This window comes from Burkholderia sp. 8Y, from assembly GCF_902506145.1.
Classification (GTDB): Bacteria; Pseudomonadota; Gammaproteobacteria; order Burkholderiales; family Burkholderiaceae; genus Caballeronia.
In genome coordinates this window covers 824,461-836,932 of the sequence record NZ_LR733519.1, presented here as the reverse complement: position 1 = coordinate 836,932, position 12,472 = coordinate 824,461, and the positions used below count along the sequence as shown (strand labels likewise).

14 protein-coding genes are annotated in these 12,472 nt (G+C 66.0%); 8 read left to right on the top strand and 6 right to left on the bottom strand.

Going from position 1 to position 12,472, the window contains the following annotated elements; genetic code table 11:
• Positions 1-62 precede the first annotated feature (62 nt).
• The gene (gene folE, locus GV035_RS03600; protein ID WP_159833454.1) at positions 63-713 is read left to right on the top strand and encodes a GTP cyclohydrolase I FolE; all 651 of its coding nucleotides are present in this window, start codon (positions 63-65) and stop codon (positions 711-713) included.
• A gap of 47 nt (positions 714-760) precedes the next feature.
• On the opposite strand, the gene epsC is transcribed toward folE, so the two are convergent.
• Positions 761-1,756 carry a serine O-acetyltransferase EpsC gene (gene epsC, locus GV035_RS03595; protein ID WP_236572414.1) on the bottom strand — a complete coding sequence of 332 codons (996 nt, stop codon included), beginning with the start codon at positions 1,754-1,756 and terminating at the stop codon, positions 761-763.
• A gap of 164 nt (positions 1,757-1,920) precedes the next feature.
• Complete coding sequence (locus GV035_RS03590; RefSeq protein ID WP_159833452.1) at positions 1,921-2,154, bottom strand: hypothetical protein; 234 nt, start codon at positions 2,152-2,154, stop codon at positions 1,921-1,923.
• A gap of 280 nt (positions 2,155-2,434) precedes the next feature.
• Between GV035_RS03590 and GV035_RS03585 the strand changes: the two genes are divergently transcribed.
• Complete coding sequence (locus GV035_RS03585; protein WP_159833450.1) at positions 2,435-3,028, top strand: DUF3005 domain-containing protein; 594 nt, start codon at positions 2,435-2,437, stop codon at positions 3,026-3,028.
• A gap of 42 nt (positions 3,029-3,070) precedes the next feature.
• Here GV035_RS03585 and GV035_RS29025 read toward each other — a convergent pair whose 3' ends face one another.
• Complete coding sequence (locus tag GV035_RS29025; RefSeq protein ID WP_201303897.1) at positions 3,071-3,226, bottom strand: hypothetical protein; 156 nt, start codon at positions 3,224-3,226, stop codon at positions 3,071-3,073.
• 171 nt (positions 3,227-3,397) lie between these two features.
• Here GV035_RS29025 and GV035_RS03580 point away from each other — a divergent pair, with 171 nt between their 5' ends.
• From GV035_RS03580 to GV035_RS03570, 3 genes are all read left to right on the top strand, one after another.
• Complete coding sequence (locus tag GV035_RS03580; protein WP_159833448.1) at positions 3,398-3,865, top strand: hypothetical protein; 468 nt, start codon at positions 3,398-3,400, stop codon at positions 3,863-3,865.
• 87 nt (positions 3,866-3,952) lie between these two features.
• Positions 3,953-4,552, top strand: a complete 600-nt coding sequence (locus GV035_RS03575) for a short chain dehydrogenase (RefSeq protein WP_159833446.1) — start codon at positions 3,953-3,955, stop codon at positions 4,550-4,552.
• A 49-nt stretch (positions 4,553-4,601) separates the two neighbouring features.
• Positions 4,602-5,027: a GNAT family N-acetyltransferase gene (locus tag GV035_RS03570; RefSeq protein WP_159833444.1), complete on the top strand. Its 426-nt coding sequence runs from the start codon at positions 4,602-4,604 to the stop codon at positions 5,025-5,027.
• Here the strand turns inward: GV035_RS03570 and GV035_RS03565 are convergent.
• The 3 genes from GV035_RS03565 to GV035_RS03555 all read right to left on the bottom strand — a co-directional run bounded on the left by GV035_RS03565 (position 5,024) and on the right by GV035_RS03555 (position 9,250).
• Positions 5,024-5,962, bottom strand: coding sequence for an SMP-30/gluconolactonase/LRE family protein (locus tag GV035_RS03565; protein WP_159833442.1), 939 nt, complete (start codon positions 5,960-5,962; stop codon positions 5,024-5,026). The two genes, GV035_RS03570 and GV035_RS03565, sit on opposite strands and share 4 nt — an antisense overlap.
• 80 nt (positions 5,963-6,042) lie before the next feature.
• Positions 6,043-7,620, bottom strand: coding sequence for an aldehyde dehydrogenase (NADP(+)) (locus GV035_RS03560; protein WP_159833440.1), 1,578 nt, complete (start codon positions 7,618-7,620; stop codon positions 6,043-6,045).
• Between the two features lie 112 nt (positions 7,621-7,732).
• Positions 7,733-9,250 (bottom strand): MFS transporter, encoded by a 1,518-nt coding sequence (locus GV035_RS03555; RefSeq protein WP_159834937.1) that lies wholly within the window; start codon positions 9,248-9,250, stop codon positions 7,733-7,735.
• 298 nt (positions 9,251-9,548) lie between these two features.
• Here GV035_RS03555 and GV035_RS03550 point away from each other — a divergent pair, with 298 nt between their 5' ends.
• The 3 genes from GV035_RS03550 (at position 9,549) to GV035_RS03540 (ending at position 12,306) form a co-directional block, all read left to right on the top strand.
• Entirely contained in the window at positions 9,549-10,022 is a 474-nt protein-coding gene (locus GV035_RS03550) for a universal stress protein (RefSeq protein ID WP_159833438.1), read from the top strand.
• A gap of 103 nt (positions 10,023-10,125) precedes the next feature.
• Positions 10,126-10,848 (top strand): helix-turn-helix domain-containing protein, encoded by a 723-nt coding sequence (locus tag GV035_RS03545; RefSeq protein ID WP_159833436.1) that lies wholly within the window; start codon positions 10,126-10,128, stop codon positions 10,846-10,848.
• Between the two features lie 138 nt (positions 10,849-10,986).
• On the top strand, positions 10,987-12,306 hold the full coding sequence (locus GV035_RS03540) for an SUMF1/EgtB/PvdO family nonheme iron enzyme (protein WP_159833434.1): 1,320 nt from the start codon (positions 10,987-10,989) through the stop codon (positions 12,304-12,306).
• The last annotated feature ends 166 nt before the right edge of the window (positions 12,307-12,472 follow it).

Below are 12,472 nucleotides of genomic sequence, written 5' to 3'. Positions count from 1 at the left end.
GGGCCTTCGAAAACGTGGAACAATGTCGGCTGATATTGAAAATGGACCGACAGGAGCTTTGAATGAGCGCCCCGCACACACACCCTCTCACCGCCTCGGACATGCCCGCTGAATCAGCCGATCGTCCGACTCGCGAAGAAGCCGAAGCCGCCGTGCGCGTGCTCTTGCGCTGGGCCGGCGACGATCCGCGCCGCGAAGGTCTGCTCGACACGCCGGCGCGCGTCGTGCGTTCCTACGAGGAGTTCTTCGCGGGCTACGCGCAAAATCCGCATGACATTCTCGCGCGCACGTTTGCCGAAGTGCAGGGCTACGACGAGATGATCGTGCTCAAGGACATTCGCTTCGAAAGCTATTGCGAGCATCACATGGTGCCCATCATCGGGCGCGCGCACGTCGCGTATCTGCCGAACAAGCGCGTCGTCGGCATTTCCAAGCTCGCGCGTCTTGTCGACGCCTTCGCCAAGCGTCTGCAGATTCAGGAGAAGATGACCGCGCAGATCGCCGATACGCTCGAAGAAGTGCTGCAACCGCTCGGCGTCGGCGTCATTCTCGAAGCCGCGCATCAGTGCATGTCCACGCGCGGCGTGCATAAAGCGGGCGTGTCGATGGTCACGTCGCGCATGCTCGGTTCGTTCCGCGACGACCCTTCGACGCGACGCGAGTTTCTCGCTATCGTCGGACAGCAGTCCGGCTTTAGCGTGTCGAATACCTGAGAAGCTACTGAAATCGCAAAAGGGCCGCGTCGCGGCCCTTTTGCGTTTCATGCGCCGAAGCCGTTTTGCGGCGCATCCGCGCCCGTGCCTTCGCGCACCTTGCCCTGCGATACATTGCTGCCCGGCGGAACGCTGTGCGTGAGCCACACGTTGCCGCCGATCACCGACCCTTTGCCGATGGTGACGCGCCCGAGAATGGTCGCGCCCGCGTAGATCACGACATCGTCCTCGACGATAGGATGGCGCGCATTGCCCTTCACGAGCATACCGTCGCCGCCGGCAGGGAAACTCTTCGCGCCGAGCGTCACCGCCTGATAAACGCGCACGCGCTCGCCGATGATCGCGGTCTCGCCGATCACGACGCCCGTGCCGTGGTCGATGAAAAAGCTCGGACCGATGGTCGCGCCCGGGTGAATGTCGATGCCCGTCAACGAATGCGCGATCTCGTTGATGAAACGCGCAAGCAGTGGCACGCCCAGACGATGCAGCGCGTGCGCGAGCCGATGATGCGTCATGGCCCACACGCCCGGATAGCACAGCAGAATCTCGGTGATGTGCTGCGCGGCGGGATCGCCCGAAAACGCGGCCAGAATGTCAGACACCAGCAAGGCGCGAATCGCGGGCAGTTGCGCGCCGAATTCGCGAGCGGTCGCGAACGCGCGCGCGCTCAAGTCGTCATCGCTCGTATCGCGATGTTCCGGCAGGAAGCGCAAGGCGCGGCGAATCTGCTCGTGCAGCAGGCGCAGCGTGGTTTCGAGCGTCTGGCCGACGTAGTAATCCACGCTTTCGTCGGTCAGGTCGGGCGTGCCGTAATGCGTCGGGAACAGCGCGGAGCGCAGTCCGTTGACAATCTTCACGATGGCATCGCGCGACGGCAGCTCGCGTATGCCGAGCGGGTGCCTCGTGCGATGCAGTTCTTCGCGCGACTCGCGCAACTGAGCGACGATGCGCGACAAGCCCCATTCGCGCGGCGCGTGGCCGGCTGCGGCATCGAGAGGATCGGGCGACGTGCCGGGCGGCACGGATTTGCTGGGCGAATCCATGTTCTGCGTCTCAACCTCGAAGCGATGATGACAACCGGCGTGGCGCGCACGACGGATAAACGCCAAGCGTACCCGGTTTCGACCGACCATGCCGCAACGCGTCGCGCCGGCCTGCCGCGTGCGTTGCGCGCAACCGTTTGCGGTCCACGCCTTCCAACGGGCCGCTAGACGGTGACGTGGCTTGCGTCGATCCAGCGCACCGCCCAGTCGCGGGCGTGCGCGATGGCCTCGTCCTCGTTGCGAAAACGCAGGTCCGATGGAAAGAAGCGGTTCGCGACGAGTTCGCCGTCGCTCGATCGCGAGATCACCACGTAAGGTTGATACGTGCCTTCTGCGGTCCGGGCGGGCGCGCAGTTCAGCAGATAGCCTCTATGCGAAAAGGCGGCATCGTGTTGCATGAGTCACCCGTCTTAAAGTGCCCTGCTCTTTCGAATGGCATTGCTCGTCCGCCGGCCGCGGTACTGAACGCGCCCTCCTATTGCTCGCGTCCCGCGTATTGCGCTTTGCTGCCGACAAGCTACAAATAATACTGGTAGTGAAAGCCCTGAGTCTCGAAAAATGCCCGCGAAATTTTGGGCGTTCGGGACCATGCCCATCGGTAGAGGGCGGCCGTTCCGTCGCTAAATAGCCGGAACGAGTCTTGCCGAAGCCTTTCTTCGCCTGAAGGAGGAACGCACGATGAACAACGCTGAATCCAACGAGCCGCAAGGCAAGCAGAACGAACGCGCGGCCGATAGTCCCATCAAGACGCCGGCGGCCGAAACCGCGCATATCCGGATGAGCGACGCGAAGGCGGCGGAATCGGGCCGCGATGCCAGCGCGGATGCGCCGCGCGCCGCATCGGCGGCGACGGCCGTGACGGATGCTTCAACGCGCCGCCCGCGCGGCATCGACGTGCTCAACGACGACACGCTCGACGACACCGTCGATACGGACGCCAAGAACATCCACGCGAAGCGTGAAGCGGAGATGCTGGCTCGCGAGCCGGACTCGGTGATCTTCTCGAACGCCACGCTTTCCAACCATGTGCCGGAGCCGAGCGGCGTGCTGGCTGGCTTCGATAGCCGTCGCCCACAGAAGGGTTTTGCGCTGGCGCTGTCGAGCGGCTGCCGTGTCATCGACCGGGGGATGGTCGCGCCCGCGCTGCCTGAGATCGAGGAACATGTGCGCTTCGAGTCGCGCGACGCGCACGGCCATACGCTGCGGGGCCGCAATCACTACGCGCTGAATCACATGCGGCCCTCGCGGCTGATCGTGATCGAGCGGTCGTAGACGGCGAGCCGCCAGTTGCAGGCGGCTCGCCCAAACCTGCGTTTATTTCTTCTTCTCTTCCGTTTCGTCCTCGGTTTCGATGCGGGTCACGCCGCCCGTCGCAGGCGGGTCGCTGGCCGGAAACGTGTCCTCGACGGCCTTATCGACGATATCTTCATCGCGCTCGGAATGCGGGTTCTGCTCTTTCGTGTTGCTCATCGTTGGCTCCTTTTGTCTTGGCTCGGCTGGCGAGCGGAAACGTCGTGAATAACCGCAGCAAGGGCCGTTCCACGTGGGGCGAGAGCGGGCACACGGATTGCGGTTGATCGCGTGCTCCATGAGAGCGCACAAAAAATCGGGACCGCATACATTCGAAGAAAGGGGAAGACGATGAGCACGAGTCAAACCTACGACGGCCTCACCGCCACGGATGACACCGGCGAAGCGGCGCTGCCGGAAGCACGCCCCGCCGCGCCCGAAAGAGCATCAGCGGCGCGGCTTCGGTTCAGGTCGGCGCTGGCGTGTCTCGGCGCTGCGTACGCGCTGTCGTGGGCCGAACTCGGACTCGCGCTCGCCGTGGGCTTGCCCGGCGACGCGGCGAGCCATCCGGTTGCCGCGTCCATCGTCTCGCGCGTGCTGGTGGGCCTGCTGTATCTGTGCGTCGCCTCGCGGCTGCAATGGGCGCGCTGGCTGACGGTTGCGCTCGGCTTCGTCACCGTCGCGCTCGTTGCGCCGACGCTCGCGCTGCAATGGCATGTGTTTCCGGCGGCGGCCGTGGTCTCGGGGCTGACGCTCGCGTGCCGGCTCGCGGCATCGATCTTCCTGCTTTCGCCGATGCCTGCGCGCAAAGCCGTCTGACGCCTGTCTTGCGGCGGCTTTTCAACGCGCCGCCGCGCGCGCACAATGCGTTGCCGTTCTTCCACTGCAACGCATGCGAGGCCGCTCATGAAAATCGCTGTCATCGGCGCGACCGGCACGGTCGGTCAAGCCGTCTGCGCCGAATTGAAACCGCGTCACGAAGTGATCGAAATCGGCGCCACGCGCGGCGCGCATCGCGTCGATCTGCTCGATCTCGACAGCATCACGCGCCTGTTCGATGCCATCGGCCGCGTCGATGCGATCGTCGCTACGGCCGGTCATGTCCACTTCGGCGAGCTTGTCAAAATGACGCCCGCGCAGTTCCGCCTCGGCCTCGACGACAAGCTCATGGGCCAGGTCAACCTCGTGCTCACGGCGCGCGACTATTTGAGCGATGGCGGTTCGTTCACGCTCACGAGCGGCATCGTCGGCGCCGAGCCGATCCGTCAAGGCGCGAGCGCGGCGGCGGTCAACGGCGCAATCGAAGGTTTCGTGCGCGGCGCGGCGATCGAACTGCCGCGCGGCCTGCGCATCAACGCCGTCAGCCCGACCATGCTGGAAGAAGCGCGCGAGAGCTTCGGTCCGTATTTTCGTGGTTTCGAGGCCGCGAGCGGCGCGCGCGTGGCGCTCGCCTACAGCCGCAGCGTGGAAGGCGCGGAAACCGGCCGCGTGTACGCCGTGCACTGAGCGCGCCGTTCGCTTATGCTCGTCGCTTCATCGGACATGGAGCCGCGCGATGCAGTGGACACGGGGCGAATACCGCGTGACGACGGACATCGAAACCTTCGATTTCGACGTCATTCACCACTATCTGAGCGAAGTGGCGTACTGGTCGCCGGGCGTGTCGCGCGAGACGGTCGAGCGCGCGGCGCGTCATTCGCTCGCGTTCGGGCTGTTCGAAGGCGCGCGGCAGATCGGCTTTGCCCGCGTGATTACCGATACCGCGACCTTCGCCTATCTCGCCGATGTCTTCGTGCTGCCCGAGCATCAGGGCGCGGGTCTCGGCAATTGGATGGTGGAATGCGTGATGGCGCATCCCGACTTGCAGGGCCTGCGCCGCATGATGCTCGTCACGTCCGACGCACACGGGCTCTACGCGCGCTTCGGCTTTCGCGCCAGCGCGCATCCGGAGCGGATCATGGAGAAGATCGCGAAGGCTTAGCCGCCCTTCAGTCCTTGCGTGTTCACGTAGAGCGAGTAAAGCCCGTGGCTCGCGGCCATGAACAACCGGTTGCGATGCCGTCCGCCGAAGCAGACGTTTGCGCACCGCTCGGGCAAATCGATATGGCCGATCGCCTCGCCTTGCGGCGTGAACACGCGCACGCCGTCGAGTTCGGCGTCGCCCATGCCCCAGCCGCACCACAGATTGCCGTGAATATCGACGCGAAAGCCATCGGGCGTGCCGGGGCCCGCGTCGATCACTTCGCGCGGCTCGCCGAGCGCGCGCCCGCCGTCGAGCACGTCGAACGCGATGATCTTGCGCGGCGTCGAGCGTGATTCGACGACATACAGCACCGATTCGTCCGGCGAGAACGCGAGTCCGTTCGGGCCGATGAAATCGTCGATCATGACGGTGATCTCGCCGCTCTGCCCGTCGACGCGGTACACGCATGGCTTCAGTTGCGGCGGCTGCTTTTCGCCTTCGTAGAAACCGTCGATGCCGAAGGTCGGATCGCTGAACCAGATAGAGCCGTCCGACTTCACGACGACATCGTTGGGCGAATTGAGCGGCTTGCCGTCGTAGCGGTCCGCGAGCACGGTGATGGAGCCGTCGTACTCCGTGCGCGTCACGCGCCGCGTCAGATGCTCGCACGTCACGAGCCGCCCTTCGCGGTCGCGCGTGTTCCCGTTCGCGTTGTTCGACGGCTTGCGAAACACGCCGACCTGACCGCTTTCCTCGTCCCAGCGCAGGATGCGGTTATTCGGGATATCGCTCCACAGCAGATAACGGCCGTCGCCGAACCAGACCGGCCCTTCCGACCAGCGCGCGCCCTGATAGAGACATTCCACCGACGCGGACGCGATGCGCAAGGCGTTGAAGCGCGGATCGAGCACGCGCACGGCGGGGTCGGGATAGCGGCGGTCGGCAGGGATCATGAGTTTGAGAATTGAGCGTTAAACGGGCGCTGGCACGAACGCGCGGTGGCATCGCGCGTCTGTGCGGCTTCGATTGCAGGTCAGTTCGGCCCCAGCTCGCCATCGCGCAAGCGCCACAGGTTGAGAGGATTTTCGTCGGCCAGCGCCTCGGGCAATAGCGCCGCCGGCAAGTCCTGATAACAGACCGGCCGCAGGAAACGCTTGATCGCCATCGCGCCGACGGACGTCGACCGGCCATCGGACGTCGCCGGATACGGGCCGCCGTGAACCATCGCGTACGACACCTCGACGCCCGTCGGAAAACCGTTCGCGAGAATCCGTCCGGCCTTGCGTTCGAGCACCGGCATGAGGCGCCGCGCGAGTTCGATGTCGTCGTTGTCCATCAGCAGCGTCGCGGTCAACTGGCCTTCGAGCTGACGCGCCACCGCGATCAACTGCGCCTCGTCCTCGCACGCGACGATGACCGACGTCGGCCCGAAGATCTCGTCGGCAAGTTGCGGCGTCGCGAGAAACTGCTCCGCGCTCACGCGATACAGCGCCGGCAGCGCGCCGCTCGCCGCCTCGGTTGCCTTGCCCGTCGCGATGCGCTGCGCGCCGGAGCCGTCGCGATGCCGGATGCCGTCTTCATACGCCGCCGCGATGCCCGCGGTGAGCATCGTCTGCGTGTCCTTCTTTTCCAGCGCGGCCGTCGCGTGATCGACGAAGTCCTCGAGCTTCGCATCCGCGAGCGCGAACACGAGCCCCGGATTCGTGCAGAACTGTCCGACGCCGAGCGCCACGGAGTCGATATAACCCGCCGCCAGCGATTGGGCGCGCGTGGCGAGCGCGCCCGGCAGCGCGAAAATCGGGTTGACGCTGCTCATTTCCGCGAAAACGGGAATCGGCTCCGGCCGCTTCGCCGCGATCTCCACGAGCGCCAGCCCGCCGCGCCGCGAGCCCGTGAAGCCGACTGCCTTGATCGCCGGATGCGCGACGAGCGCCTCGCCGATCGCATTACCCGCGCCGACGACGAGCGAGAACACGCCTTCGTGCAAGCCGGTTTCGGCGACGGCCTTCTGCACCGCGCGCCCGACCATTTCGGACGTGCCGAGATGCGCCGGATGCGACTTCACGACGACCGGACAGCCCGCCGCCAGCGCCGCAGCCGTGTCGCCGCCCGCGACCGAGAACGCGAGCGGAAAGTTGCTCGCGCCGAACACGGCGACAGGTCCGACCGGAATCTTCTGCAAGCGCAAGTCCGGGCGCGGCGCGGGCTTGCGGTCCGGCTGCGCGGAATCGAGCGTCGCGGTGAGCCAGCGCCCTTCGCGCACGAGGGATGCGAAAAGACGCAACTGCGCGACGGTGCGGGCGCGCTCGCCTTCGAGCCGCGCCTTCGGCAGCGCGGATTCGGCCTGCGCGCGTTCGATGAGCGCATCGCCGATGCCGAGAATGTTGTCCGCGATCGCTTCGAGCAACAGCGCGCGCGTCTCCAGCGGCGCGTGGCGGTACGGATCGAACGCGGCGTCGGCCAGTTCGCAGGCGCGTGCGACTTCGGCCGCCCCGCCGCCGCCGAACACGGGTTCGAGATCGGCGTTGCGCGCCGGGTCGAAGGCGCGCAGCGTGGCGTCCGTGCCCCGCACGGCCGTCGCGCCGATCAGCATTTCTCCGGTAATCATCATGGTGACTCCTCCGTGCTGGTGCTGCCGCCCGTCACGGGCGCCAACGAGTGTGACGTGCGGGGGACGCATGACGCGTGCCGCGCGTTTATCCGCGCAGCCCGTTTTAGCCGTTTTAGCCCTTCCCCGCCCGCCGGAACGTGATATGTCCGATCCGCCGCACCAGCAGCGCGGCGACGAGCGCGGCCACGCCCGTCAGCATGACGCCGATATGCACCGACTGCACGAGCGCATCGCGTGCGGCGTCAAAAAGCGCGGGCGCGTCCAGCCCCGCCGCCGTCAGTTCGCGCAGCACGGTGTCGCGCAGGGCTTCGTCGACGAGAATACGCGGGTCCGCAAAGCGCGGCTGCCACTGCGCCGCCGCGCCCGCGCCGAGCACGCTGATCGTGCGCGTCACGACACTCGCGTAATGATGCGCGACGATCGTCCCGACGATACTCGTGCCGAGCATGCCGCCGACCATCCGCGTCGATTGCAGGAGCGCGGTCGTGATGCCGAACCGCTCGCGGCCCGCGATTTCCTGTCCGAACACGTTCATGTTGTTCAGCACGAAGCCGAGCCCGATGCCGACCGCGGCCATCGGCAGCTCGATCCACACGTGCGGCGTCGCGGCGCGGGCAAAGGTCAGCGCGATGGACGCCGCGAGCAGCAGCGAGAAGCCTATGGTCAGAATCTTCGTCGGCTTGCGCAGATGTATGACGATGCGCGTATTGACGAAGCTGCCGATGGCGATGCACGCGGCGATCGGCGTCGCCAACAGGCCGGCGTCCTGCGGCGAAAGCCCGAAGCCGCCCTGCAACAGGAGCGGCGCGAAGAAGATCAGCGAGAACATCACGAAGCCCGCGAGAAACGACAGCGTGAACAGCGTGACGAGATGCGGATCGCGGAAGATGTCGAGCGGGAGGATCGGATGCGTCGCGCGCCGCTCGCAGATCAGGAGCGCCGCCGCGCCCGCCACGACCACGCAGCCGAGCGCGATATTGCCGCCCGACAGACCCGACTTCGGCACGGACTCGATGAGCGACTGAGAGCCGCCCAGCACCAGCGCGACGAGCGCCGCGCCCAGCCAGTCGATCTTCACGGCGCCTTCGCGCGGCCGGTGCAGATTCGGCAGATGCGCCCAGATGAAGTAAAGCGCCGCCGCGCCGACCGGCAGATTGACGAGGAAGGTCGAACGCCAGCCCCAGTGCTGGCTCATCCATCCGCCGAGCGACGGCCCCGCCGCCGTGCCGATGCCGTAAGCCGCCGCGAGCACCACTTGCCAGCGCACGCGCGTGCGCGGATCGGGGAAAAGATCGGGAATCGCGGCGAACGCGGTCCCGACCATCATGCCGCCGCCGACGCCTTGCAGCCCGCGCGCCAGCGCCAGAAACAGCATGTTCGGCGCGAGTCCGCAGAGCACGGACGCCACGGTGAACGTGATCACCGCCGCGATCACGAAACGCTTGCGCCCGAAGTAATCGCCGAGCCGCCCGAACACCGGCACCGTGACGACGGACGCCAGCAGACAAGCACTGGCAATCCACGCGTAGTACTCGAAGCCGTGCAGTTCCGCGACGATCGACGGCAGCGCCGTGCTCACCACCGTCTGATCGAGCGCGACCAGCATGTTGACGAGGCCGATGCCGAGCATCGCGTAAAGAGCCGTGCGGAACGCAAGTGCGTGCGAAGGGGCGTCGGTCGTGCGGGCGTCAGTCGTGCGGGCGTCGGTCGTGCGGGCGTCGGTCATGCGGTCGGTGTTAAGCGGGCGCTTAGTCGGTGGAAACACGAATTGTACGGCGTTGCATGCGGCGGATCGACTCATCGCAAAATTGCGCGGTCGGCCGCCGGGATTCGCGCGCTATGCTGCCTGTGCGTTTCGCCACGCCCGCGGACCTGCGGGACGGCGAGACACCGTCCGAATCCCGACATCGATCAATGGAGCACACGCCATGTTCAAACGCATCATCGTCGCTATCGACGGCAGCCGCACCTCGCAACGCGCCTTTCAGACGGCGCTCGATCTCGCCGTGCTGCACGAAGCCGTCCTCCAGCCGTTCTACGTCATCGAAAGCGGTCCCCTCTATATGGACGTGCCCGGCTACGATCCGTCGCAGTTGCAGGCCGGCCTCGCCGAGCAGGGCGCGACGCTCGCCCGCGCAGCCGGCGACGCCTTGAAGGCGCGCGGCATCACGGGCAGCGTCGTGACCGCCGACGCCACCGCGAGCGACGACGTCGCCGCGCTCATCCTCTCGGCGGCCAGCACGTTCAATGCCGACCTGCTCGTGATGGGCACGCACGGCCGAAAGGGCATGCAACGGCTGATTCTCGGCAGCGTAGCGGAACGGTGTCTGCGTCAGGCCAAGCTTCCGGTGCTGCTGATTCCGTCTGCGGCAGGCGCATCGGACGCCGCTGGTACGCCATGACGTCAGAGTTGGCAAGGCGCCGGGGCGCGGCATTTTTTCACGGCGTCGGCACCGTCTGCTATGGGAGAATCGTTTTGTCATTTATCAAAAAACGAAGCCCGCCATGTCCGATCCGACTTCCATGCGGCGCCACGCAGCGCACTGTTCGAGTTGCGCCATGCGTCATCTCTGCATGCCCGAGGGCCTGGGCGCCCACGACGTCTCGCGGCTCGAGAACATCATTTCGGCCACGCGCAAGATCCGGCGCGGCGAGGCGCTGTTTCGCACCGGCGACGCGTTCGATTCCCTGTACGCCGTGCGCTCCGGCTCGCTGAAAACGCTGATTACGCACGACGGCAGCCGCGACGGCGGACGCGAGCGGGTCATCGGCCTGTTGCTGGCGGGCGACGCGCTCGGTCTGGACGGCATCGGCGACGGACGGCACACGTGCGACGCGGTGGCGCTGGAAGACAGCACCGTCTGCGTCGTGCCGTACGCGCTTTTCGAGCGCATGTGCCGCGAAACCGACGCCCTTCAGCGGCGCATGCACCGCATGATGAGTCAGGCGATCAACCGCGAAACCGATCACGTCGTGCGCCTCGGCATGCTGCGCGCCGACGAACGCGTCGCGCGGCTTCTGCTCGACATGTCGGCGCGGCTCGCGCGGCGCGGCTATGCGCCGACCGAGTTCACCATGCGCATGACGCGCGACGACATCGGCAGCTATCTCGGCATGACGCTCGAGACCGTGAGCCGCACGCTGTCGCGCTTCGACAAGCTCGGACTGATCGAGGCGCACGGCAAATCGATCCGCATCCGCGATTTCGACGGCCTGCGCGATATCTGACACTTCGCCTGCGGCCCCGCCCGGCGCGGTTTCACGCCGCTTTGTTGTCCGCGCCTGAACAAACGCCGCCGATTATCGGCTTGGCACGCGCTTCGCTAGGCATTAGTCTTTTGTGGCCTGCCACGGAGACCGAGCGACATGAATCGCGAACCATCCCTGCGTCATCCGCTGCTCGACCGGCTCGCCGAAGCGCGCCGCGTCACCGACGAACTCTTCGACATCGTCGAGCGCGAGCATCTGTACGACCGGCCGATCGCCGAGCGGCACCGCATCGTGTTCTATATCGGGCACCTCGAAGCGTTCGACCGCAATCTGTTCGACAAGCGCCTCTTTCATCTGCCGAACGCGCACCCCGCCTACGATCAACTGTTCGCGTTCGGCATCGATCCGGTGGACGGCGGTCTGCCCACCGACGAACCCGGCGACTGGCCGTCGCTCGACGAGGTGCACGCCTACAGGACGCGCGTGCGCGCGGACATCGACGCCCGCTTCGATCCCATCACGCTCGTCCCTGCCCCCATTTCAGCCGACGACTCGCCCGCAAAGCTGCTGGAAGTCGCCATCGAGCATCGGCTCATGCATGCGGAAACGCTCGCGTACATGTTGCATCAATTACCGGTCGACAGAAAAAAAGCACCGGCCGATGCGCGGTCCGAACGCACATCGGACCGCGCGCTCGCGCACGAAAGCGTGCACGTGCCGGCCGGCAGCGTGACGCTCGGTCTCTCGCGCGAAAGCCAACGGTTCGGCTGGGACAACGAGTTCGGCGAAGTCCGCGTGGATGTGCCGGCGTTCGACATCGACCGTTACATGGTGACGAACGGCGACTATCTGCGCTTCATTGACGCGGGCGGTTACTGGAACCGCGCCCTCTGGAACGACGACGACTGGGCGTGGAAGGAACAGCAGCGCATCGCGCATCCGGCGTTCTGGCTGCGGAGCGACGAGGCCATCGAGAGCCAGCATGAGCCGGAATCCGGCTGGAAACTGCGCACGATGTTCGAGGAGATTCCCCTTCCGCTCGACTGGCCGGTGTACGTGAGTCATGCCGAAGCAAACGCCTATGCCCGATGGGCCGGCAAGCGGCTGCCGACGGAAGCCGAGTGGCAGCGCGCGGCCATTGGCGCGCCGCACGTCGCGAAAGGCAACTTCGACTTCCGCCGCTGGGACCCGACGCCCGTGCAGGCGCACCCGGAGAACCGCAGCGAGTTCGGCGTCGAAGGGCAATTCGGCAACGGCTGGGAGTGGACCTCGACGACCTTCGGCCCGCTCGACGGCTTCGAGCCGTTTCCCTTCTATCTCGGCTATTCCGCGAACTTCTTCGACGGCAAGCACTTCGTCATCAAGGGCGGCTCGCCGCGAACGGCTGCCTGCATGTTGCGCCCGAGCTTTCGCAACTGGTTCCAGGGGCATTATCAGTATGTCTATGCCGGGTTCCGCTGCGTGAGCGGCCATTGACGTCATTGGCTGAGGCGTAGCACCTCGTTCGTTGAACGTATCGATTGCCTGTGCTATTCAACGCTCGACGCCTTTCGTGCGAAGAATAGCGTGGTCGCCCGTGGCACGCAGAGGGTGCATTTCCGTTTTCGATGGTCTACCATCGGCAAGACGAACGGAAGCAAAG

What these genes read in the sequence shown, in the direction of transcription:
- GV035_RS29025 (WP_201303897.1), bottom strand. Translation starts at nt 3,226, where the DNA reads ATGAGCAACACGAAAGAGCAGAACCCGCATTCCGAGCGCGATGAAGAT.
- GV035_RS03575 (WP_159833446.1), top strand. Translation starts at nt 3,953, where the DNA reads ATGAAAATCGCTGTCATCGGCGCGACCGGCACGGTCGGTCAAGCCGTC.
- epsC (WP_236572414.1), bottom strand. Translation starts at nt 1,756, where the DNA reads ATGGATTCGCCCAGCAAATCCGTGCCGCCCGGCACGTCGCCCGATCCT.
- GV035_RS03570 (WP_159833444.1), top strand. Translation starts at nt 4,602, where the DNA reads ATGCAGTGGACACGGGGCGAATACCGCGTGACGACGGACATCGAAACC.
- GV035_RS03540 (WP_159833434.1), top strand. Translation starts at nt 10,987, where the DNA reads ATGAATCGCGAACCATCCCTGCGTCATCCGCTGCTCGACCGGCTCGCC.
- folE (WP_159833454.1), top strand. Translation starts at nt 63, where the DNA reads ATGAGCGCCCCGCACACACACCCTCTCACCGCCTCGGACATGCCCGCT.
- GV035_RS03555 (WP_159834937.1), bottom strand. Translation starts at nt 9,250, where the DNA reads ATGCTCGGCATCGGCCTCGTCAACATGCTGGTCGCGCTCGATCAGACG.
- GV035_RS03590 (WP_159833452.1), bottom strand. Translation starts at nt 2,154, where the DNA reads ATGCAACACGATGCCGCCTTTTCGCATAGAGGCTATCTGCTGAACTGC.
- GV035_RS03580 (WP_159833448.1), top strand. Translation starts at nt 3,398, where the DNA reads ATGAGCACGAGTCAAACCTACGACGGCCTCACCGCCACGGATGACACC.
- GV035_RS03545 (WP_159833436.1), top strand. Translation starts at nt 10,126, where the DNA reads ATGTCCGATCCGACTTCCATGCGGCGCCACGCAGCGCACTGTTCGAGT.
- GV035_RS03585 (WP_159833450.1), top strand. Translation starts at nt 2,435, where the DNA reads ATGAACAACGCTGAATCCAACGAGCCGCAAGGCAAGCAGAACGAACGC.
- GV035_RS03550 (WP_159833438.1), top strand. Translation starts at nt 9,549, where the DNA reads ATGTTCAAACGCATCATCGTCGCTATCGACGGCAGCCGCACCTCGCAA.
- GV035_RS03565 (WP_159833442.1), bottom strand. Translation starts at nt 5,962, where the DNA reads ATGATCCCTGCCGACCGCCGCTATCCCGACCCCGCCGTGCGCGTGCTC.
- GV035_RS03560 (WP_159833440.1), bottom strand. Translation starts at nt 7,620, where the DNA reads ATGATGATTACCGGAGAAATGCTGATCGGCGCGACGGCCGTGCGGGGC.